Source organism: Beggiatoa alba B18LD (genome assembly GCF_000245015.1).
GTDB classification, from domain to species: Bacteria; Pseudomonadota; Gammaproteobacteria; order Beggiatoales; family Beggiatoaceae; genus Beggiatoa; species Beggiatoa alba.
The window spans coordinates 2603663-2626551 of the sequence record NZ_JH600070.1; the positions used below are offsets into that span (position 1 = coordinate 2603663).

Annotated in this window: 18 protein-coding genes; 9 read left to right on the top strand and 9 right to left on the bottom strand. The window is 42.6% G+C overall.

The annotated features are described in order from the left end of the window. Positions 1–16 precede the first annotated feature (16 nt). The gene (locus BEGALDRAFT_RS10700) at positions 17–3346 is read right to left on the bottom strand and encodes an Eco57I restriction-modification methylase domain-containing protein (protein WP_002689905.1); all 3330 of its coding nucleotides are present in this window, start codon (positions 3344–3346) and stop codon (positions 17–19) included. Positions 3347–3693: 347 nt separating this feature from the next. Here BEGALDRAFT_RS10700 and BEGALDRAFT_RS10705 point away from each other — a divergent pair, with 347 nt between their 5' ends. Then, positions 3694–4533, top strand: a complete 840-nt coding sequence (locus tag BEGALDRAFT_RS10705) for an SDR family NAD(P)-dependent oxidoreductase (RefSeq protein WP_232281984.1) — start codon at positions 3694–3696, stop codon at positions 4531–4533. Between the two features lie 231 nt (positions 4534–4764). On the opposite strand, the gene BEGALDRAFT_RS10710 is transcribed toward BEGALDRAFT_RS10705, so the two are convergent. Further along, on the bottom strand, positions 4765–5538 hold the full coding sequence (locus BEGALDRAFT_RS10710; RefSeq protein ID WP_002689907.1) for a metal-dependent hydrolase: 774 nt from the start codon (positions 5536–5538) through the stop codon (positions 4765–4767). 51 nt (positions 5539–5589) lie between these two features. Here BEGALDRAFT_RS10710 and BEGALDRAFT_RS10715 point away from each other — a divergent pair, with 51 nt between their 5' ends. The 3 genes from BEGALDRAFT_RS10715 to BEGALDRAFT_RS10725 all read left to right on the top strand — a co-directional run bounded on the left by BEGALDRAFT_RS10715 (position 5590) and on the right by BEGALDRAFT_RS10725 (position 8353). Then, positions 5590–6201 carry a protein-methionine-sulfoxide reductase heme-binding subunit MsrQ gene (locus BEGALDRAFT_RS10715; protein ID WP_002689908.1) on the top strand — a complete coding sequence of 204 codons (612 nt, stop codon included), beginning with the start codon at positions 5590–5592 and terminating at the stop codon, positions 6199–6201. A gap of 23 nt (positions 6202–6224) precedes the next feature. Continuing rightward, complete coding sequence (locus BEGALDRAFT_RS10720; protein WP_002689909.1) at positions 6225–6872, top strand: response regulator; 648 nt, start codon at positions 6225–6227, stop codon at positions 6870–6872. Between the two features lie 359 nt (positions 6873–7231). Beyond that, positions 7232–8353 (top strand): dioxygenase family protein, encoded by a 1122-nt coding sequence (locus tag BEGALDRAFT_RS10725; RefSeq protein ID WP_002689910.1) that lies wholly within the window; start codon positions 7232–7234, stop codon positions 8351–8353. A 138-nt stretch (positions 8354–8491) separates the two neighbouring features. Here the strand turns inward: BEGALDRAFT_RS10725 and BEGALDRAFT_RS10730 are convergent, their stop codons facing one another. Together BEGALDRAFT_RS10730 and BEGALDRAFT_RS10735 are read right to left on the bottom strand one after the other, a co-directional pair. Continuing rightward, complete coding sequence (locus BEGALDRAFT_RS10730; protein ID WP_157237577.1) at positions 8492–9361, bottom strand: hypothetical protein; 870 nt, start codon at positions 9359–9361, stop codon at positions 8492–8494. 277 nt (positions 9362–9638) lie between these two features. Beyond that, positions 9639–10181 (bottom strand): hypothetical protein, encoded by a 543-nt coding sequence (locus BEGALDRAFT_RS10735; RefSeq protein WP_002689912.1) that lies wholly within the window; start codon positions 10179–10181, stop codon positions 9639–9641. A 233-nt stretch (positions 10182–10414) separates the two neighbouring features. Between BEGALDRAFT_RS10735 and BEGALDRAFT_RS10740 the strand changes: the two genes are divergently transcribed. The 5 genes from BEGALDRAFT_RS10740 to BEGALDRAFT_RS19535 all read left to right on the top strand — a co-directional run bounded on the left by BEGALDRAFT_RS10740 (position 10415) and on the right by BEGALDRAFT_RS19535 (position 16332). Continuing rightward, the gene (locus BEGALDRAFT_RS10740) at positions 10415–11395 is read left to right on the top strand and encodes a PstS family phosphate ABC transporter substrate-binding protein (protein WP_002689913.1); all 981 of its coding nucleotides are present in this window, start codon (positions 10415–10417) and stop codon (positions 11393–11395) included. Positions 11396–11557: 162 nt separating this feature from the next. Further along, positions 11558–15394 carry a phosphoribosylformylglycinamidine synthase gene (purL, locus tag BEGALDRAFT_RS10745; RefSeq protein ID WP_002689914.1) on the top strand — a complete coding sequence of 1279 codons (3837 nt, stop codon included), beginning with the start codon at positions 11558–11560 and terminating at the stop codon, positions 15392–15394. A 228-nt stretch (positions 15395–15622) separates the two neighbouring features. Next, positions 15623–15886: a hypothetical protein gene (locus BEGALDRAFT_RS19530; protein WP_232281985.1), complete on the top strand. Its 264-nt coding sequence runs from the start codon at positions 15623–15625 to the stop codon at positions 15884–15886. A gap of 16 nt (positions 15887–15902) precedes the next feature. Beyond that, entirely contained in the window at positions 15903–16076 is a 174-nt protein-coding gene (locus BEGALDRAFT_RS19615) for a transposase (RefSeq protein ID WP_269719564.1), read from the top strand. Next, positions 16021–16332, top strand: a complete 312-nt coding sequence (locus tag BEGALDRAFT_RS19535; RefSeq protein WP_269719552.1) for a transposase — start codon at positions 16021–16023, stop codon at positions 16330–16332. Before BEGALDRAFT_RS19615 ends, BEGALDRAFT_RS19535 begins: the two co-directional genes overlap by 56 nt. Before the next feature lie 266 nt (positions 16333–16598). Here the strand turns inward: BEGALDRAFT_RS19535 and dapB are convergent, their stop codons facing one another. The 5 genes from dapB to hrcA form a co-directional block, all read right to left on the bottom strand. After that, on the bottom strand, positions 16599–17402 hold the full coding sequence (gene dapB / locus BEGALDRAFT_RS10755; RefSeq protein WP_002689915.1) for a 4-hydroxy-tetrahydrodipicolinate reductase: 804 nt from the start codon (positions 17400–17402) through the stop codon (positions 16599–16601). Positions 17403–17533: 131 nt separating this feature from the next. Further along, on the bottom strand, positions 17534–18664 hold the full coding sequence (dnaJ, locus tag BEGALDRAFT_RS10760) for a molecular chaperone DnaJ (RefSeq protein ID WP_002689916.1): 1131 nt from the start codon (positions 18662–18664) through the stop codon (positions 17534–17536). A 124-nt stretch (positions 18665–18788) separates the two neighbouring features. Then, a complete protein-coding gene (gene dnaK / locus BEGALDRAFT_RS10765; RefSeq protein WP_002689917.1) occupies positions 18789–20717 on the bottom strand; it encodes a molecular chaperone DnaK in 1929 nt (642 codons plus the stop codon). 175 nt (positions 20718–20892) lie between these two features. Further along, positions 20893–21489, bottom strand: a complete 597-nt coding sequence (gene grpE / locus BEGALDRAFT_RS10770) for a nucleotide exchange factor GrpE (protein ID WP_002689918.1) — start codon at positions 21487–21489, stop codon at positions 20893–20895. Positions 21490–21625: 136 nt separating this feature from the next. Next, positions 21626–22681: a heat-inducible transcriptional repressor HrcA gene (gene hrcA / locus BEGALDRAFT_RS10775; protein ID WP_002689919.1), complete on the bottom strand. Its 1056-nt coding sequence runs from the start codon at positions 22679–22681 to the stop codon at positions 21626–21628. Positions 22682–22889 lie beyond the last annotated feature (208 nt).

The window sequence follows — 22889 nt, forward strand, 5'->3', positions numbered from 1 at the left end:
CTGATTCAGACAGCGTTTAATCCCTAAATTTCTCCAGCACGCCCCGTTTCACTTCCTCCGCGACTAACGGGAAAGTGTTTAAAATATGGGTTAATTCTTCGTCAGTTAAACCATAAAGATGAGCGATTAAGGCATCGAGTTCGGCGCGGAGTTGGGCGCGTTGGGTGGGGTCGGTTTGTCCTTGCAGGTCTTTAAACCCTGTCGCGTTTAGTTCGGCGCGTAAGTCGTCGTAGTCGGGTGTGGTGCAGATAAGTTGCGCGGTTCGGCGGACGATTTCGTTAAATATTGGGTCGGTTGCGGGGAGTCTGGGAATAGGCAAATTATAAACAAAGAAAAATGAAACATGTGTCGTTATTCTCTGTCTTATCAAATAGTCACTGATAAAACTGTTAAATATAGCAACTATAAATAATCTCGTTTTTTCATCTAATAATGATGTACAAACATTTTCTAAACTCATGGTATGAGGGCAAAAAATATGCTTAGGCAAAACAGTTGCAATCATTGTTCTTTCATTCGTACTACTCGCAACATCACGAAATCCTATCCGAAACCCCTGATAATCCAGTTTTTGCCCTGTATCTGTTTCTTTTCCCAGTAAAACCTTTCTAGCTTCTTGTTCATCAACCCAATAACGCGGTTCACCCCACAAATGCGTAAATTGATGAATCATTTTCCCTTCATACAAGGGCAACCGTCCCGCCCCTGCTTCGGTTTTAAACAGGTGACTGTCTGTTGTCATGTTAAATTCAGACGTTAATTTTAAATTCCATGTATTTTCCAGTTGTTCGCCTAATAAAGGAAATTGCAACATTTTTTCTGCAATTTGTAAGTCTAAATTGTTTTTAAACTCCATCACTGAACGCGAATCGGGCGAGAGTTTTTTAATTAAATCAACAGAGAGCCATAACGCGCCTTGTGTGGGAAAGGTTTCTAATTCTTGCAGGTCATGACGCATAAACGCGGTTGGGAATTGTTCCGTTGTTTGTCCTTTTTCAAAACTCAGGACGACAAATTTAAAACGACTGTCCACGCCTTCAAAAATTGCTTTGCGGTTTTCAAAGCAAAAAAGTCCTGTGATTTCCGTCTGATTAAACAACAAATCGCGCAATCCCGTCGCGCCTAAATCGGTATAAATGCCACTGGGAATCACAATGCCACAGAGTCCTTTATCTTGAAGTAGGTTGTAACTTTGTTCGGTAAAATAACTGTATAAGTTGATTTTAGAACCAACATTTTTACCGTTTACGATAGTGATTTGATGTTTAAATTGAGGGGCGTTTTTAAAGAATTTAGATACAAAAGAAAATTGGCTAACGTAATTAAGCCATTTTTCTCTAATTTCTTCATCTTGCATGAACGTTGTAAATTGCTTTTTCCAGTTTTCAATACGAATTTTTTTCTTTTGAATTTCTGGCGCGTATTCTTGAAAAAACTCTTTCTCGTCGGTTTGAAAAACATCCCAAGGCGGATTAGCAATAATCGCAGAAAATCCCCCCTGAGCAAGCACTTGGTCAAATTCATAGCCCCAGTGAAAAGGGTGTAAGCGTTCTATATCGCTCAGGGTTAAAGAACGTTTTTTCGGCTTACCCTCTTTATTTTTCGCCTCGTCCCAAGTCGCTTGTTCATATTGAATTTTTAGCTGATGAAACTCTTCAAGCAATAATTGATTAAGAACCTGTTGCGCTTGTTGACGGGCTTGTTCGATGTTTTCGCGCAATCCGCGCAGGTCTTTGCTGTAGCTGGTCGCGTCGCGGTAATTGGCTATCATGCGATTTTTTTCTGCTAACAGCGTGTGATAACGTTGGCTTTTATCAGTTTTGAACAGGTCGAATTGCTCGAATTTTTCAGCATCGACTTTCAGCAAGCCGATTAATGAATTCCCCGCCATGATATTGAAATCGATATTCGGCAAGGGTTCTAAATCTTCTCCTTTATCAACCGCCGCGACGAGGGCGAGAAAAAGACGAAGTTTAGCGATTTCAGTTGCCTCCTCCATGATGTCCACACCAAAAAGATTATGGGTGATAATTTTCTTTTTGATTTCGTAAAGACTGTGGGAGTCACTATGGGCAGTGATAGCGCGATAAATATCGACGAGGGTTTTCATTGCCGCGACGAGAAACGCGCCTGACCCACAAGCGGGGTCTAACAATTTTAGACTGGGCAATATTTCATTAAGCAACTGATGCACTAAAGATTTATCGAGCTTGCCTAACAACTCATCCAGCGTTTCAAAGTGTCGGGCTTCACAAACGTTGGGAATAGCGGGCTGTTGAACTTTATCGAGGATTAAGCGGTGAATAGTGCGTTCACACAAATACTCAGTAATTTCCTTGCGCGTGTAATACGCACCGAAGGCTTTTTGATTGATATATTTCTCAAAGATATAGCCTAAAACATCGGGATTAATCTCGTTATCATCACCTGTGGGCGAATCATCCAAACTCCATGAATAACCTTGAAAAAGCTCAAACAATCGACTAAAAGCGACATCAGCAATTTGAATTTGATAGGTTTCCTCCAAATGATGCGGAAGAAATAAACCACCGTTTAAATAAGGAATTTTGCCTAAAATTTCGGCATTTTCGCGCTCATGTTCAGGTTTAGCGAAACCTTCAAAAAACAGACGTTGGAGAAAACCTTGATAAAAATTATCGGTTTTTTGTTTTTGGCTGTCTGCGAGTTTATCGAGTAAATACTCTCGATTACCGTTGTCTAAAAAGCCTTTTTTCTGCAAAAACCAGATAAACATCAACCGATTAAGCAACACCGAAGCATACCAACGACGCGCCCGCTCGTCATTAATCCCTTCAATATCAATAACAAAGTTTTCTAAAAAACTCGCAAATTCGGCATAAAACTTTTTCGTCACAGGCTCGATATCGAGAGCTTTTCTCAACCGCTCGAGAACTTCGACGAGCGGTAAATTACCCGAATCATCCAACTCAGAAAAATCGACCATCAGCGGAACGAGCTTATTCACCAGCGCGTCGCCTGACTGTCCGCGAAAATAAGCATGTTCACGCGGTAACAATCTATTTTTTTCACGTTTAGCCCAGAAAAAAATCGCTTGTGTTTCCTTATCGGTAAAAATCAACACATGCTCGACGCTATAATTCTCCGTGATTTCCTGCGCGATAGCTTGACGTTGTTTCGCGGATGGTAAGGCTTGCACGGTATAAACGGTGACTTTCCCCAAATAAGCGATGGCTTGGCAGGGATAAATTTGCGTTTCAATCTCCAACTCAAAAACTTTCCGTGCCCGATTCCAGCCGAGTTCCTCAAACAGCGCATTAAAATTGAATTGTTGAATAGCTTGGCGTAGCGGGGGAATATTGAGCATGATAGACTTCTGTAGGTTATGGATTTAAGGGGATTTTAACCTAATTAAAAGATTGTCTGAATCAGAATTTTCAGGATTAAAAGATTGTCTGAATCAGAATTTTCAGAATTAACAGAATTTTCAGAATTAAAAAGACAAGAAAATTAAAAGAATAAAAAATTATGTTTTTAATTGTTTTTAATTCTGCTAATTCTGAAAATTCTGTGAATTCTGATTCAGACAGTGTTTAATTCTGTTAATTCTGATTCAGACAAAAAAAGACCTGCTAGATTTTGAAAACCTAGCAGATCTCTGTTTTGTTTTATAAAACTCGCCGAACTCAAGTTAACCCATTTTTACGGGGTTTCATGATGGAAACGGTGGAATACGGCTTGCGCCTATTCCACCCTACGATAATAATTTTATTCACCAAAGGATTTATTATGCAAATTCAAGGTAATATTGCTCTTGTTACAGGCGCAGGTTCTGGAATGGGTGCAGCAACGGCGCGTTATTTAGCAAACGCAGGGGCAAAAGTCGCTCTGTTTGATATCAATTTATCCGCAGCCCAACAAGTTGCTGAGGAAATCGGCGGGTTGGCGGTTCAATGTGATGTCAGCAGTGCAGAAAGTGCAGAAAAAGCGTTTCAGCAAGTCCGTGAGCAGTTAGGAATTGCAAGAATTTGTGTAAATTGTGCGGGCGTTTTACTCGCTGCTCGTATTGTGGGAAAAAATGGCGCGTTACCCCTTGCCGATTTTAGTCGCGTGATTAATATCAATTTAGTGGGTACATTTAATATCATGCGATTAGCAGCGGAAGCAATGATGACGACTGAAGTCGTTAACGTTACAGGTGAGCGTGGCATTATTATTAATACAGCTTCTGTTGCCGCCTTTGAGGGACAAATTGGGCAAGCGGCTTATAGCGCGTCTAAAGGTGGCGTTGTTTCTTTAGGACTTCCTGCTGCGCGAGAATTTGCAAAATATGGTATCCGTGTGATGACTATTGCACCTGGTTTGGTTGAAACGCCAATGCTTGGGTCTTTATCAGAAGAGGCACAGGCTAGTTTAGCCGCTTCAGTGCCTTTTCCTGCACGTTTATGTCGCCCTGATGAATATGCGCAGTTAGTCGCTTGTATTGTGCAAAATGAAATGTTGAATGGAGAAGTTATCCGTTTAGACGGCGCGATTCGTTTACAGGTCAAATAATGTATTAAATAAATCGGTTAAAAAATCTGCTGGGTTAATGTTGCTTAAGCCAGTGGATTTTTTTTAAATGCGCATGTCAATAAAACAGTATTGTTATTTAATCAGTTGATTTCACCATTTGAATAATAGGGAATATAACGGATAGTAAATTATGCGTGAATTTAAAATAATTTACTAAAAAAGTGGGTTATTAAATAATGCTAAAAATATATTTTTGATTATCAAAATTTTTTATTCAGAATGAGACGGGTTTTTTTGTGGGACAGTGTTAATATTAATCATTTCTAAGCGAAAATTTTTAAACCAACCATCACGCGGTAAAAAATGCGTGGCAATGTTCTGATATGATTTTTGGCTGAACCAAATATCTAAAAAACGGGAAGAATCTGGCGTTAGCATAAACAAAATAATCACTATACTTATCATGATGCCTGATGTTTGATAATTATTATAATCAACTAATTTAAAAGCTGTTCCTGATGATTTTTTTAGTCGTTTATTCATTAAGTCAACGCTATATAGTTCATCTAATAATAAATGAACGAGAAAACCAACAAAAATAAAAAAACCGATAGACCATGCTAATAAAGCATCGATAAAGAAAAAGTGATAACACATTGCTGTTGTGCCGTACCAGAAAAATAAGCCTGCAACAACGGAATGAAAAACACCACGGTGGACACTGAAGTCTTTAAAAATTTCCATCAGTACATAACGAATGCAGAGATATGTTAGCCACCAGATTACCCATAGTTCAACAATGGAGTAGTAGGGAGCTTGGCTGAACATGACAATAAACGAGAATATCACGGCATAAGCGGTGAATATAATTTTAATCGCGGTTGAATTGTCCGAATCGATATCAGGCAGAATGCCACCGAGTGTGCCTGCTAACCAAAGTAGCATAACTTCTTGCGGTGCAACTGCTCCCGCGCCTAAATAGGTGGTTGCTAATAAGCCACTGCAAACGGTGGCAACAGAAACATGTGTATTAAAATTAGCCATTCTTAAAACAAAGTAAATGCAGTATTGGTTGCAATTAGGAGATTATCATTTATGGGATTAGCCCCTTCTTTCGCAAGCGTCGACAAGATAATTAAGCCTATTTTGTTTGTGCTGTGCTTAATCCCTTTATTTTTTATCGTCTTCATTGCTGTACAGCATGTGAATCCCATCGAATATTTTTTAGACCAAACAGGATTATGGGCATTACGTTTTTTATTGATTACGTTATGTATTACCCCATTAAGAAAGCTTAGTAAATGGTATGAAATGATTCGTTTTCGGCGGATGTTGGGCTTGTATAGCTTTTTCTATGCCGTGTTACATGTCAGTACGTATATTATATTTGACCAATCATTAGATATATCTTCTATTATCAAGGATATTGAAGAGCGTCCTTTTATTATGGTAGGTTTTTTTGCATTTATCCTACTGATTCCACTAGCAATAACCTCAACCAATGCGATGATGAGACGCTTGGGCGGTAAACGTTGGCAGGCTTTGCACCGTTTAGTTTACTTAATTGGCATTGCGGGTGTTTTACATTTTTGGTGGTTAGCACAATCGAAGGTCAAATTAGGCGAACCTTTTATTTATGCCATCTGCTTGGCGTTACTTTTATTGGTGCGTTATCCCCCTATCATGGCGCGATTGGCTAAATTATAGAACGTGGTCATAGCATAATTTTTATGAATCAAACCCTTTCCCCCCATCAAGCAACGGTTCTTGTCGTTGATGATGCGCCAGAAAATTTAGGCGTTTTATCGGCTTATTTAGAAGCGACAGGTTTAGATGTTATGACGGCACTCAGTGGTAATGAGGCATTATCATTAATCACACGGGTTAAACCCGATTTAATCTTGCTCGATGTCATGATGCCTAATATGGATGGTTATGAAACCTGTCGGCAGTTAAAAAGTAATTTAGAAACGTCAGATATTCCCGTTATTTTTGTAACGGCATTGATGGATATGGAAAGCAAAATTAAATGCTTCTCGCTAGGTGCAGTAGATTATTTAGTAAAACCGATTCAACAAGGCGAAATTTTAGCCCGTGTACATACGCATATTATTATCAGTGCATTGCAAAAACAGTTAGTTGCTCAAAATCGGCAGTTGCAAGAACAGCATGAAACCTTAGATAACTTTACCCGCATGGCAGCACATGAACTATTTCCACCACTTGTAAATATTGCGAGTGCTATTAGTGAATTACAAGTTTATCGCCGTATTACTAACACAGAAACCGAACATTGTTTAATGATGTTAGAGGATGCACATAAACAAGTATTGCAAGTTGTTGATAATCTTTTAAATAAAAAGCCTTACCTTCATTGATACCTTTTGATAGTCAATAGACTGTTTTATTCCTTATAAACAGACAAGAGTTTGTCTGAATCAGAATTCACAGAATTTTCAGAATTAGCAGAATTAAAAAGCGTGATTCACCTTAATTTTTTGGTTTTAGGGTTTAAATTCTGTGAATTCTGAAAATCCTGATTCAGACAAATGCTTGTCTTTTTAAAAAATCTCGCCGAACTCAGGTTATTTACGTACAAATTAAAGGGACAATTTTCACATTTTCCTCAAAGTTTCCCCATATTTGTTTGTCATCCTTTATTTCAAATAAGGGGAGATTTTTAACCACTTTATAAATACGGTTATCTCCCGCTCAACAGTACCTTGAGGAAACTATCATGTTTGATGCACTGAGAACCGCTCTCCCAAATACGACACGGCGCAATCTCTTACGAACTTTAGGCGTATTAAGTGCCTTACCCCTAACAGGGTATGGGTTACGTCATTTCCTAACGGATTCACAAGCCGCAGATGCAAATCCGCTCTGTCTTCTCTCTGCAACAAAAACAGAAGGGCCTTATTGGATAGATGAACATTTAAATCGTTCCGATTTAACCACTGATACCACCCGTAGCACTGTCTTGCAAGGATTACCGCTGACTTTAACCTTGAGTGTGATTAATGCTAGCTCTAGTGCTTGCTCCGTTGCTCGTAATGTACAAATAGACGTGTGGCACGCAGATGCAGCGGGAGAATATTCAGATGTGTCTGGCAATGGGCAAACCAGTACTGTTGGGCAAACTTTTTTACGGGGGTATCAACTCACTGATTCGACTGGAACGGTTACGTTTAAAACCATTTATCCGGGATGGTATCGCGGCAGAACCGCACATATTCATGTACGAGCGCGGGTTTTTGATGCACAAGGGAACACAACCTATAATTTTACTACCCAACTCTTTTTTGATGATGTTATCACTGATAGCGTGTATGCAAACGCCCCTTATAACAGCCGTGGCACACGTGATACGCTCAATTCAACGGATATGCATTACCTTGACGGGGATAGCTCCAACTTGTTATTAAACTTAACTTCTCAAGAAACAGGGGGTTATGTTGCGGTTGGTTCGGTGGGATTAGTGGGATTACCCGATAGTATCGAAACAGAGAATGCCTTTGATATTACAACCACGACGACAGGCAATCTTGATAATTTATCGCTGACAGGCACATTAACCGTTGCGACTAACGATGTTGGTACTTATGGCAGTTTGTACGTCGCTGCACAAATAGGGGAAATTTGGTATATCAATGATGGGAATGGTTGGTTACCCTATACCGATGATTTTCCCGCTTATTCTAGCGGTATGCTCACCGATACCCATCAATTAAAAATATTGAATAGTGTCAACGTCAGTACCTTATGCGGGGCGAATGTTTATGCGGGCTATGGGCAAAATGTACAAGATATGTTGCAGAAAAATCAGTATAAAAAGGTTTACACTGTTCCTTGCCAATGAGGCAATATAGGTTTCTTTAAGTTCTAAACAACTAACTCCCCCATTAGGGGTAAGCCTAGTATCCATTTAGTGTATTAATATCTGATACGCTTAATCATACGAGTCTTACCCCGTTTTTTTATCTAAAAACGAACTGTTTTACTGACAAAATGAAGGATTGTAGGTATATACAAAATTCGTTTTTGTCATGCTATTAGTTGCTAACCACGCACTCATGGTTTGCATAGCCATAAATAATGTTTTAGCCCGCGTGACTACATTTTGAGAATAATCTGCATTTGAATCTGCGTATTTGTAAGAGATTTCAGCCGTTACAGGTGTCGTACTATTTGCAGATAAGTACCAAAGGGTTAAATCAAAAGTCGCAACTTTACTGCCTAAATCGACACTAGCCCCACTATAAACCACTTCGCTGATGCTTAAACCACCAACCAACGTAATGCTTTCATTGGGATTAAATTGATACGCGCTCAACCCTGAGAATAAACCAATAGGGTCATCCATATTATTCAAATTTTTACCACTGCCAATACTTTGCTTGGTTGAATGAGAATAGCTCACCACAAAAGGCGTACTGATATCGTCTTCAAACTTCGTTTCTGCATCGCTACCAGTGCCCTGCATGTCTTGATATCCAGAGACATAACGGTCAGGAGAGCGATATTTTAATGTCACTTCTCGCTGTCCATTTTCTACCCGTTCCCGAAAAATAAAATCATTGGCCCGTAAACGGCAAGTGCTTGGTGTATCGTAAAATTTAACAGTCCGTACTTTATCCAGCGTAAAACTGCCACTACGACTGCGATTAATGCTGGATTGAATCACGGCTTGTAAATCCGTCCAGTACGAAGCAATCGCAATTTCAGGATTTGCCCCATTAAATAAACTGGGATTTAACAATATTTTATATTCACGTGCGCTGGTATCAGGTAATGCAGAAACCAGCGCAGAACTGGCTAATAAGCCCATGAGAAAAAGACTTTTAAACAACAATTGTATATTCATCATGCCTCAAAAAATGCGTGATAATTCAAAATAATATCTATGTTTTTTGAAATAAAGAACATAGATACCTGACTGTAATTTGCAATAAATACATGACGCATTACATCGTGCGTTATAGTAAGCGGTCGCAATGACAAGGCAGTGTCATGAAAAAAAAAGACCTGCTAGGTTTTCAAAACCTAGCAGGTCTCTGTTTTGTTTTATAAAACTCGCCGAACTCAGGTTAAATCTAGCAAGTCTCTATGGAACTAATCAGGCATTATCAATCGAGATAACGCACTTATGTCTTTAAAACACCTAATAACTGTTCTAATTTAGATAAACCGCGCAATGTGCCAACTTTACTGACATTAATCAGTTTTGTTCCAACTACTTGGCTATTATCTAACGTGGCGATACAGCATACATTGCCTGTTTCGCTGGTATCGACCTTGACTTGAATAGTCGCCTCGTTATCATCAATCACGTGTAAACTAATATCGCAATCTTGAAAACGCCCACGGCTACCGCTCTGTACCATGCCGTAATCCCAGCAAAAAATCCAAACATATGCCATATCATTTAGCGCGTTAATCCATAAGGTTTCCTCATTATTACCGCTTCTGTCTCCGCGCCCTTGGTCACCGCTGAGTTTGATAAAGGGAAAATGCTCAAGACTTCCCAAATCAGCATAATGCACCAAACCTTGCTTGCCTGTTTTAGTTTGATAGGCAGCGGCTAAATCGAGGTCGGCGGCACTTGTCCAACGCATTTTAATCATTAACGACTTAACGGGAATAAACGCTTCTGTGCCTTGACTGGCTAAAGATGATAAATACTGCATATTTATTCTGACTCGTGATTCATAAAAAAAATTAAATTTTGTGGCTATTGTAACGAAGAACAATACTACCTGCTGTTAGGTCATTACCAATATTTACCTTAACGATGAAATATGATTGAAAAAGAAATCGCTTATTGTGTCGCTTCTATATGCGAGTTATTTTGTCATTAATATGTCACACATTGCTTAGATAATAGTAATTGCTTCAAAACTTACCATAGGAGTTGTATTTGATGAAAAAGCTACTGACGGCTGCGTTATTCAGCGTTAGCTTTATGATGACCACCCCTGTTTCTGCAATCGATGATTTGCAAGATTACAAAGGGGGAGCCAGTGGGGTTTCTGGTAATCTGTCCAGCATTGGTTCTGATACCATGAATAACCTCATGACGCTGTGGGCAGAAGAGTACAAAAAGTTTTATCCTAACGTAAACATTCAAGTACAAGGGGCAGGTTCATCTACCGCGCCACCCGCTTTAACTGAAGGAACAGCCCATACTGGTCCTATGAGTCGCCCTATGAAACCCGGCGAGATTGAAGCGTTTGAGAAAAAATTCGGCTATCCTCCGACTGAAATTCGCGTTGCGATTGATGCATTAGCTGTGTATGTCCATAAAGACAACCCGCTTGATGGTTTAACTATCCAACAAGTTGATGCGATTTTCTCCTCTACAAGAAAATGTGGCGGTGCTGAAGACATCACTAAATGGGGTCAAGTAGGTTTAAAAGGCTCTTTAGCTGAACAAAGCATTCAATTATTCGGTCGTAACTCTGTTTCTGGTACTTACGGCTATTTTAAAGAACACGCTTTATGCAAAGGCGACTTTAAAAACAACGTCAACGAACAACCCGGTTCTGCGTCTGTCGTGCAATCAATCAGTGCTTCTTTAAACGGCATTGGCTATTCAGGCATTGGCTACTTAACCTCTGGGGTTAAAATTTTAGCCATCTCTCCCAAAACGGGAGCTTCTACCGTGCCTGCTTTAGTTGGTGATGGTGCTGACAAATATAAAAACGTCATTAGTGGTGAATACCCCTTATCCCGTTTCTTATACGTCTATGTCAACAAAGACCCAAGCAAACCACTTTCTCCTTTAGTTAAAGAATTTTTAACCATGATTCTGAGCAAACAAGGTCAAGAAGTGGTGAAAAAAGACGGTTATGTACCGTTGCCTCACGCACTGATTGAGAAAGAGTTAGCAAAATTAAAATAATCCTTTTTAATCTTGCTTAACCTTAAAAACCCTGCTAAAAAGCGGGGTTTTTTTATGCCTGCTTCCTGCTACCCTTTTCATCACTTTCCCCACTAAACCCAAGAAACCCGTAAAACAATTCTGTTAAAATAGTTTATTTACACGCTAAACCAAGAGGCGACCATGTTTTATACGGGTGATTCCGCGCTTTCTCCTTTCCGTTGCGAAAAATTACTGCATACCGCAAGAGCTTTTCTCCCCACATTGCAATCTATACAAGCCAATTATCTCTATTTGCTCGATTGCGCTCGTCCATTAACTGATGAGGAAAGCCACCATTTACAACAGTTATTACATGGGAAAAACACCCCGCCCATTTTACCCCATGGACAACAACTGATTGTTATTCCTCGTATTGGCACTATTTCGCCTTGGTCTAGTAAAGCCACAGAAATCATGACGATTTGTGGCTTAAACAGCATTAAACGCATTGAGCATGGTACGATTTGGACAGTAACCGCTAGCACACCATTAGATAACGCCGAACTTGAGCAACTCATGCCCCTCTTACATGACCGCATGACCGAAACCGTCGTTTTAAATTTAGCCGATGCCGAACAATTATTTAACACAGCTGAACCCCGCCAATTGCGCGTAATTCCTGTTTTAAGCGAAGGACGGAATGCCTTAGTTACCGCCAATAAAGCGCGAGGGTTAGCCCTTTCTGAAGACGAAATCGATTATTTATGTGAAAACTTCATTGCCTTAAAACGCAATCCAACCGATGTCGAATTAATGATGTTTGCACAAGCTAACTCAGAACACTGTCGACACAAGATTTTTAATGCTGATTGGGTTATCGACGGACAAGCACAAACTCAGTCGTTATTCAACATGATACGCTACACCCATCAGCAACATTCAGGTAAAGTGCTCTCTGCTTATAAAGACAATGCCGCCGTACTGACAGGCTTTACAATTCCGCGTTTCATCTGCGACCCCAATACCCACGAATATCACTACCTCACTGAAGAAACTAATATTTTAATGAAGGTAGAAACCCATAACCACCCAACGGCTATTTCTCCCTTCTCTGGTGCATCAACAGGCTCAGGCGGAGAAATCCGTGACGAAGGCGCGACAGGACGCGGGGCAAAACCAAAAGCAGGATTAACAGGCTTTTCCGTCTCACAACTCCATATTCCTGACGCGCCCCAAATTTACGAAACGGAATACGGCACACCGCAACGCCTCGCAACAGCCCTGCAAATCATGCTAGAAGCCCCACTTGGCGCGAGTGCATTTAATAATGAATTTGGTCGCCCCGCTATTTGTGGCTACTTTCGCAGTTTTGAACAAACCGTGAACGGCAAACGCCGTGGTTATCACAAACCGATTATGATAGCGGGTGGACTCGGCAATATTCGTGCAGAACACGTACAAAAGCAGGAAATCGCTGAGGAAAATCTTTTAATCGCACTCGGTGGAGCTGCAATGCTCATCGGCTTAGGGGGCGGGGCTGCCTCCTCCGTCTCCGCAGGACACAGCAACGCTGAGTTAGATTTTGCCTCCGTCCAACGGGGCAACCCCGAAATGCAACGCCGTTGCCAAGAAGTCATCGACGCTTGCTGGAGTCTTGGCGACAACAACCCCATCGTATCCATTCACGATGTTGGCGCGGGCGGACTTTCCAACGCCTTTCCCGAATTAGTCAACGACAGCGAAAAAGGCGCGATATTCGACCTCAACGCCATTCCCCGCGCAGACCCCGCCCTCTCCCCGATGGAACTCTGGAGCAATGAAGCTCAAGAACGCTATGTATTAGCCATTGCCCCCAGCAGTCTGCCCCTGTTTACCCAACTTTGTGAGCGTGAACGCTGTCCCTTTGCTGTAATTGGCAAAGCCACCAGCCAACGACAGCTCCAACTATTCAAAGAACAAGAAGCCATCATCGACATGCCCTTATCTGTCCTACTGGGTAAACCGCCGAAAATGCGCCGAGATGTGCAACGGGTAAAAACAAATGGCAAACCCTTCAAACTCGATGACCCCTATTTCACCCTAGAAGAAGCTATTCTCCGCGTCCTGCGTCATCCCACCGTTGCCAACAAAAACTTTTTAATCACCATCGGCGACCGCTCCGTCGGTGGCTTAGTCACCCGTGACCAAATGGTTGGTGCGTGGCAAACCCCTGTTGCCGACTGCGCTGTCACCGCCAGCGGATTCCAAGGCATCACAGGCGAAGCCATGTCTATGGGCGAACGTACCCCCATTGCCGTACTCGATGCCCCCGCTTCAGGACGCATGGCTGTTGGCGAAGCCATTACCAACCTTGCCGCCGCTTCGATTGCCGACTTCAGCGACATCGTTCTATCCGCTAATTGGATGGCAGCTTGCGGACAAGCGGGCGAAGATGCCGCCCTGTTCGACACCGTCCAAGCCGTCGCCCTAGACCTTTGTCCCGCGCTGGGGCTTGTCATTCCTGTCGGCAAAGACTCCCTGTCTATGCACACCGTCTGGGACGACAAAGCTGTTACCGCGCCCCTCTCGCTTATCGTCTCCGCCTTTGCCCGCGTGAATAATATTCACAAAACCCTAACCCCTGTTCTCCGTGCAGAAAACAGCCTATTACTTTACATAGACTTAGGACAAGGCAAAGACCGACTTGGTGGCTCAATTCTCACCCAAGTTTATCAACAGCTTGGCGATGTTACGCCCAACGTCGACAACCCCAAAGACTTAAAAGATTTCTTCTACGCCATCCAAATCCTTAACCAACAAGGCAAACTCCTCGCCTATCATGACCGCTCCGACGGTGGCTTATTAACCACCCTCTGTGAAATGATGTTCGCCAGCCACAAAGGCATCGATATCCAACTCGACGGCTTAAACCCCGACGTACTCGCTTTATTATTCAGCGAAGAACTGGGCGCAGTTATCGAAGTGAATCAAAGTCACATCGACGAAGTACAACACTGGTTCGCCCAATACACACAACTGCCCGTCCACATTATCGGCACTGTCAACCACAGCGACAGCCTTAATATTTATCAACAAGACACGCTCCTACTCAGTCTGCCCCGCACGACCCTACAACAAGCTTGGAACGAAACCACTTACCAACTACAAAAACGCCGCGATAACCCCGTTTGTGTAGAGGAAGAATTTACTTTAAATCCAAAAGATACAGGATTATTCTTAAAAACGACCTTCCCGCTCCAAGCACCTGCTGTCCATAGCCAACGCCCACGCATGGCAATTCTGCGCGAACAAGGCGTAAATGGACATGTTGAAATGGCAGCCGCCTTTGATAAAGCAGGCTTTACCAGCGTTGACGTACATTTAAGCGATATTTTAGCGGGACGAGTCAGCCTCAAAGACTTTCAAGGCTTTGCCGCCTGCGGTGGCTTCTCCTATGGCGACGTACTTGGCGCGGGCGGTGGCTGGGCAAAATCCATCCTCTTCAACCCGCGTGCTTACGACGAGTTTTCCGCCTTCTTCCAACGTACTGATAGTTTCGCGCTGGGTATTTGCAACGGCTGTCAAATGATGGCGCAATTACGCGACATGATTGATGGTGCACAACACTGGGCGCAATTTGTCCGCAACAAATCCGAACAATTCGAAGCCCGCTTTGTTATGACTGAAATCCTTGACTCACCCTCACTGTTTTTACAAGGCATGGAAGGCTCGATGATACCTGTTGTGGTTTCCCATGGCGAAGGACGCGCCCAATTCGACAACACCAGCCATTTAGACCGTGCTTTACGCGATGGACTGATAGCCCTACGCTACGTTGACCACAGCGGACACATGAGCGAACGCTATCCCAGCAATCCCAACGGCTCACCGCAAGGCGTTACAGGCTTAACCACGCCAGACGGACGTTTCACCATCATGATGCCCCATCCTGAACGGATTTTCTTAACCAGCCGTTGGTCATGGAAACCCGACAACTGGCAACATGAAGAAAGCCCTTGGATGCAGATGTTTTATAACGCTCGGCGGTGGGTGGGGTAGTAGTAAGTAGAAATTCCTCCCTGTAAGGGGGGAATATTTCCATTTTACAATTCAAGAGAAAATATTTTTTCTCATTTGCTATTAACCCGAGTACGGCGAGATAATAGATATAAAACAGAGGATTAATGATAAAAGCGGAATGGAAGAAATAAAAAGTTGTACCCAAAGGAAAAGTAGGAATAATGGAACATCACTAAACGTCCACCTCCACTTTCCAAAGGTACAACCATGGATATGATAACAATCCTGTTCTGCTCAATCGATGACTTTTGTAAATGGTTTATACCCTTATGGGAACAAATGTTGTTAGAAGAAGGAAATCTCAAGAAAAGTCAGCGAGATGGGACAATGTCCCCGTCGGAAGTGATGACCTTACTCGTGTTGTTTCATCAATCTAATCAACGCCATTTCAAAGGATTTTATACCCACTATGTTCCGCATGTTCTCGGGGGGGGCGTTTCCGAAACGGGTCAGTTATCAACGGTTTGTTGAGTTATCCCAATCAGTGATGATACCGCTCAGTGCCTACTTGCACAGTCGGCGGGTAAACTCTCGCGGGATTGCCTTCATTGACTCCGCCCCGTTAAAGGTTTGCCACAATCGGCGAATTTCACACCATAAAACCTTTGCAAACCTCGCACAACGGGGGGAAGAACTCTATTGGGTGGTATTTTGGCTTTAAATTGCATTTAGTCATTGATGATACAGGGGAATTAATCTCCTTTTTTCTCACCGCCGCGAATTTTGATGACCGCAAGGGCTTAAGGGCGATGACGCAATTTATTCAAGGCAAGTTATACGGTGACAAGGGCTATATTTCTAAAGCATTAAAGGCAACTTTGAAAACGCAAGGCATTGAATTAATCACGGGTGTCCGTAAAAACATGAAAAAAGGGCCGCTCAGTGAATTTGATACGATAATGCTAAAAAAAACCTGAGTTTGGCGAGTTTCTTTTAAAAAGACAACAGCTTGTCTGAATCAGGATTCACAGAATTTTCAGAATTAGCAGAATTAAAAAGCGTTATTCACCTTAAATTTTTGGTTTTAGGGTTTTAAATTCTGTTAATTCTGAAAATCCTGATTCAGACAATTTTTTAATCTTCTCTGGTGAATTCTTTTCGCGTGTTCCGACAGATCTACTAGGTTTTGAAAACCTAGCAGGTCTCTGTTTTATTTTATAAAACTCGCCGAACTCAGGTTATTTTATTTCAGCCCTAATACATCTTGCATATCAAATAAGCCTGATTCTTTCTCAGCAAGCCAAGCCGCAGCACGTACTGCACCTTTTGCAAAAGTCATACGGCTTGAGGCTTTATGGGTAATTTCTATCCGTTCACCAACATCAGCAAACATCACAGTATGCTCGCCGACAATGTCGCCTGCGCGGATGGTTTGAAAGCCAATGCTTTGGCGGTCACGCTCGCCTGTAATACCTTCTCGGGCATAAACCGCACAGGTTTTTAAATCACGTCCTAAGGCTTGCGCAACGACTTCGCCCATGCGTAACGCAGTCCCTGATGGGGCATCGACTTTGTGGCGATGATGGGCTTCGATGACTTCTATGTCGACAGTATCACCGAGCACTTTTGCCGCCATTTCTAGTAATTTCAGGCTGAGATTGACCCCAATGCTCATATTCGGCGCGAAAACGATGGCGATGTCTTTGGCGGCTTCGTTAATAATGTTTTTTTGTTCATGAGAAAATCCTGTTGTGCCAATCACCATGCGCTTTTTTGCTTGGCGACAATAGGCTAAATTGGCAAGTGTCGCTTCGGGGCGAGTGAAATCAATCAATACGTCAAAGTCATCTAAGCATTTAGATAAATCACTTTGTACGCTGATGCTGAGTTTTCCAACGCCTGCAAGTTCGCCTGCATCTGCGCCTAAAAGTGTGCTTGCGGGATGTTCTAAAGCAGTCGCTAAAACGGTTTCTGGGTGTTGTTGGGTAGCTTCTATGAGGTGTTTACCCATCCGCCCCGCTGCCCCTGCGATGGCTATTTTAATCATGGCGTTTTCTCGCTTTGATATCGAATATATCGAATAAATGAACGATTGAGGAAAAGATGAAAGAAATCGATGCAGATGTTGTGCGGTGCGTCGTGATGTTTTTTAACGCACCGACATTGAGTGAGAGAAACTTACAGTTTCATATCGTCAAAAAACTTTTTAACACGGTCTAACCATGATGTTTCTTGTGGACGATGATGATTTGATTCTAAAGTTTTGCCGAATTCTTCCAATAATTCTTTTTGACGACTGGTTAAACTCACGGGAGTTTCTATCATAACGCGACAATGTAAGTCGCCAACACTGCCACCGCGTACAGGTTTTACGCCTTTGCCACGAATGCGGAATGTTTGCCCTGTTTGCGTTCCTGGGGGAATTTTGAGCATGACACGCCCGTCTAAAGTTGGGGCTTCTAATTCGCCACCGAGTGCGGCTGTGACAATACTAATCGGCACTTCACAAAATAAATTACTGCCTTCACGGGTAAAAATAGGGTGTTGGCGGACGTTAATTTGTACATATAAATCGCCTGAAGGTCCCCCATTTACGCCCGCCTCGCCTTCACCTGATAAGCGAATGCGGTCGCCTGTATCCACCCCAGCGGGAACTTTAACGGATAAGGTTTTTGTATCTTTTGTCCGTCCTGCACCGTGGCAAGTAGGGCAAGGGGTTTCGACAATTTTGCCAACGCCACGACAATAGGGGCAGGTTTGTTGTACGGAGAAAAAGCCCGATGTCATGCGCACTTGTCCTGCACCACCACAATGGCTACAAGTTACAGGACTCGTGCCAGGTTTTGCGCCTGAGCCGTGGCAGGTTTCGCATTCGACTTGTGTCGGAATCCGAATTTTAACGTCGGTGCCGTTGACAGCTTCTTCTAGGGTAATGGTTAAGTCGTAACGTAAATCAGAACCGCGATAAACGCGATTACCACCAGCCCCACCATTACGCCCTCCACCACCGAACACGCTTTCGAAAATATCGCCAAAGTCAAAACCACCGCCAAAGCCACCACCGCCCCCGCCACCCATGGAAGCATCAACGCCTGCATGACCAAATTGGTCATAAGCCGCTCGTTTTTGGGGGTCGGATAAAATTTCGTAAGCTTCTTTTGCTTCTTTAAATTTTTCTTCCGCATCCGCACTGTCGGGGTTGCGGTCAGGATGGTGTTTCATCGCTAGGCGACGATAGGACTTTTTCAGTTCGTCTTCACTGGCGTTTTTTTGTACGCCCAGCACTTCGTAATAATCTCGTTTTGACATGGTAGCGCGTTGTTTGGCAAGGGGTAAATGGGATTTGCAAAATCACGTGACAACGGAAATAACAAAGCGCACTACTTAATTTTTAGGCTAAGTAATGCGCTCAACAGTCATAAAATGACGGCAATTATTTCTTGTCGCCTTTGACTTCTTCAAACTCAGCGTCGACTACGCCATCGTTAGATTTGGCTGCATTTTCTGCCGCTTTGGTGAAGCCTTCACCGCCTTCAGCCCCGCCTGCTTGTTGGTAGGCTTTTTCGGCTAACTTGCCAGATAATTCGGCAAGGGTTTGGGTTTTGGCTTCAATATCTTCTTTATTATCGCCTTTCATGGCTTCTTTAACCGCTTCCACCGCTGCTTCAATCGCGGTTTTTTCGTTGGTGTCGACTTTGCCATCTAAGTCTTTTAAGGTCTTAGTGACAGAATGCACCATGTTGTCCGCTTGGTTACGGGCGTTGACTAGGTCATGGAACTTACGGTCTTCTGCGGCGTGTGCTTCCGCATCTTTGACCATGCGTTGAATTTCGTCTTCACTTAAACCGCTAGAGGCTTTGATTTGAATGGATTGCGCTTTGCCTGTTGCTTTGTCTTTAGCGGACACATGCAGAATCCCGTTAGCATCAATATCAAAGGTTACTTCGATTTGTGGCACGCCACGAGGTGCTAAAGGAATATCTTTTAAATCAAATTTTTCTAGCGATTTATTCGCGGAAGCCATTTCCCGCTCGCCTTGTAAAACATGAACCGTTACGGCGGATTGATTGTCGTCAGCGGTTGAGAAGACTTGTGATGCTTTGGTTGGGATGGTGGTGTTTTTCGGGATGATTTTGGTCATCACACCGCCCATGGTTTCAATCCCTAATGATAAGGGGGTTACGTCTAACAGTAATACGTCTTTCACTTCGCCCGCTAACACAGCACCTTGCACGGCTGCCCCAATCGCAACGGCTTCGTCAGGGTTGACATCTTTACGCGGTTCTTTGCCGAATAAATCTTTCACCCGTTCTTGCACTTTCGGCATACGGGTTTGTCCACCAACGAGAATGACTTCATCGATTTGGCTAGCACTTAAGCCAGAATCTTTTAGCGCGATTTTGCAGGGTTCTACAGTGCGTTCGATTAAGTCTTCGACTAAGGCTTCTAATTTCGCACGGGTCAATTTTAAATTCAGGTGTTTAGGACCTGAAGCATCAGCCGTGATATAGGGTAAGTTGACATCGGTTTGTTGGCTAGAAGACAATTCGATTTTTGCCTTTTCAGCGGCTTCTTTTAAGCGTTGTAAGGCTAAGGGGTCATTTTTTAAATTAATCCCTGTATCGCGTTTAAATTCGTCAACTAAGAAGTCGATAATCCGTAAGTCAAAATCTTCCCCACCGAGGAAAGTATCACCGTTAGTAGATAACACTTCGAACTGTTGTTCGCCATCTACTTCAGCAATTTCGATGATGGAAATATCAAACGTCCCTCCCCCTAAGTCATAAACAGCGATTTTTGCATCACCGCGTTTTTTATCCATTCCATAAGCAAGTGCGGCGGCGGTGGGTTCGTTAATAATCCGTTTAACATCTAAGCCTGCAATCCGTCCTGCATCTTTCGTGGCTTGACGTTGGGAGTCATTAAAGTAAGCGGGGACGGTAATCACGGCTTCTTTAACGGTTTCGCCTAAATAATCTTCGGCGGTTTTTTTCATTTTCATCAACACCCGCGCAGAAATTTCAGGCGGTGCCATTTTTTTGCCTTTTGCTTCAATCCATGCGTCGCCGTTGTCGGCTTCCATGATTTTGTAAGGAACGATGTCTAAATCGCGTTGTACGACTTTGTCTTTAAACTTACGTCCGATTAAGCGTTTAACGGCATATAATGTATTTTGTGGATTGGTAACTGCTTGACGTTTCGCAGATTGTCCAACTAAAACTTCGCTATCATCGGCATAAGCGATAATAGAAGGGGTTGTGCGTGCACCTTCGCTGTTTTCAATCACACGAACGCTTTTACCTTCCATCACGGCAACGCAAGAGTTAGTTGTACCTAAGTCAATCCCAATAATTTTACCCATGATTCTGTCATCTCCTGTTAATTCTTTGAGTAATAATTGTTTTTTACTGTTATCCGATATAAGGGCATGGCGTTTTTTTTCAAGAAAAAAGCGTTTTTTTATAAAAAGCCATTAAGCCCATTTTTTATGAAAGCGGATGAAGCCAATAACAATATGAAGTCTTGCTATTTCTTGGTTATTTTGGCGTTTTAGCAACGACAACACGAGCAGGACGTAATAAACGCTCGTTTAATTGATAACCTTTTTGATGAACGAAAAGGACTGTATTATCTTCAACATTGGGCACAGGTTGCATTGCCATCGCTTCGTGGAATTGGGGGTTAAACTTCTCGTTTTGCGGGTCGATTACTTGTACGCCGAATTTTTCTAAGGTGCTGGCTAGCATTTTTAGGGTTAATGCCATGCCTTCAGCAACCGTGGTTAAGCTCGTGTCTGCGTTCTTTGTGGCTTCTATGCCTAACTCCATACTGTCTTTGATGGGGAGTAATTCTGTTGCGAATTTTTCTAAGGCATATTTACGTGCATTTTCAAGGTCGCGTTCCATGCGTTTATGCATGTTTTCAAATTCGGCTTTTTGTCTTAATAAGGCATCCCAATTTTCATCCGCCCTACGGGTTGCCTCAATCAGTTGACGATTAAGCTCTTCTACTGAAATCGGCGTTGACTCTGTCTCAACGGCTGGGGCTTCTAATAATTCTTCATTTTCAATAACAGCGTTGGTAACTTCTGGATTTTCTGGCGGGGTTGTCTTGTCATTTACTGTGCTTGTCATTCGTTACTCCAAAAATAGTGAGCAAGTTTTTATTGCTAATAAACCATGAAAAAAAGGGGGGTAGCGGGTACAGGATAAATTGCGCCCGAATCCATGAAAAGTCGTAATTAATCGCAATAAGTAGGGATAAATCTGTTTACTTCAAGGCGGAACTAAGCAGTTTTGCTGTTAAGTCGACAATGGGGATGACGCGCTCATACGCCATGCGGGTAGGGCCAATGACACCTAACACACCAATGACAGAGCCATCTACTTTATAAGGTGAGGTAATCACGCTGCAGTCGTCGAAAACTTCGTAACCTGATTCTTCACCGATAAAAATTTGAATTCCCTGTGCATTAATGGCTTGGTCTAAAAGATGGAGAATATCGCATTTTTGATTAAATGCGCTGAATAAGTGGCGAAGTTTGTCGATATTGGTTGACAGTTCAGCAATATCCATTAAATGGGTTTGCCCTGCAACGACAAAATCGGGTTTATCTTCTTCTTGATTGGTAAAAGTTTTATCTGCCATTTCGAGGGCAGTTTCCATTAAATTATCTAAGTCTTGGCGAGCTTTGCGCATTTCGCCGACTAAATCTTGACGCACGCGGTGAATATCTTTACCAGCAAAGGCGGCATTTAAATAATTGGCGGCGTGTTCTAATTCTGTGGAGCTATAAGCGCGACTGGTGTGAATAATTCGATTTTGAACTTCATGTTCATTAATAACGAGAATAGCCAATACCCGTTGTTTTGAAAGGGATAAAAATTCGACGTGACGGAGTGCTTGGGTTTTACGACGGGGGAGCATAATCACGCTGGTTAAATGCGTGACTTCAGAGAGGAGATTCGAGGCTTTTTCGAACAAGCGTTGATTATCAAAACTTATTGCATCATTGCGGAACATTCGTCTTAATAGACTTTCTTCATCGTTACTGAGTTGTTTAACTTGTAATAAGCTGTCGACGAAAACGCGATAACCGCGAACGGTTGGAATTCGTCCTGCAGAGGTATGTGGCGAAAAAATTAAGCCCATTTCTTCTAAATCAGCCATCACATTGCGAATGGTTGCGGGGCTTAAATCTAAGTCGCTTTCTTTGGATAACGTGCGAGAGCCGACGGGTTGACCGTCTCGAATATAACGGTCAATCAAGATTTTTAAGAGTCGTTGTGCACGCTCGTTAATCTGCTCATGCGTAGCCTTTAACATGATGTTAATAACTTATCTAGTTGAATTTGCTTGTTGTTTGTGATTTTATGGTAAGGGAAAACCCCTATACTTTTTTAATGATAGTTAAAAAAGTAAGGGTAAAGCTTACAACTTCAATAGGCAAGTTATTATCGTTTTTTAGGGAGTAATATCCACGAAAAACACGAAAGGCACGAACACTACTTTTTTTCGTGTTTTTCGTGCCTTT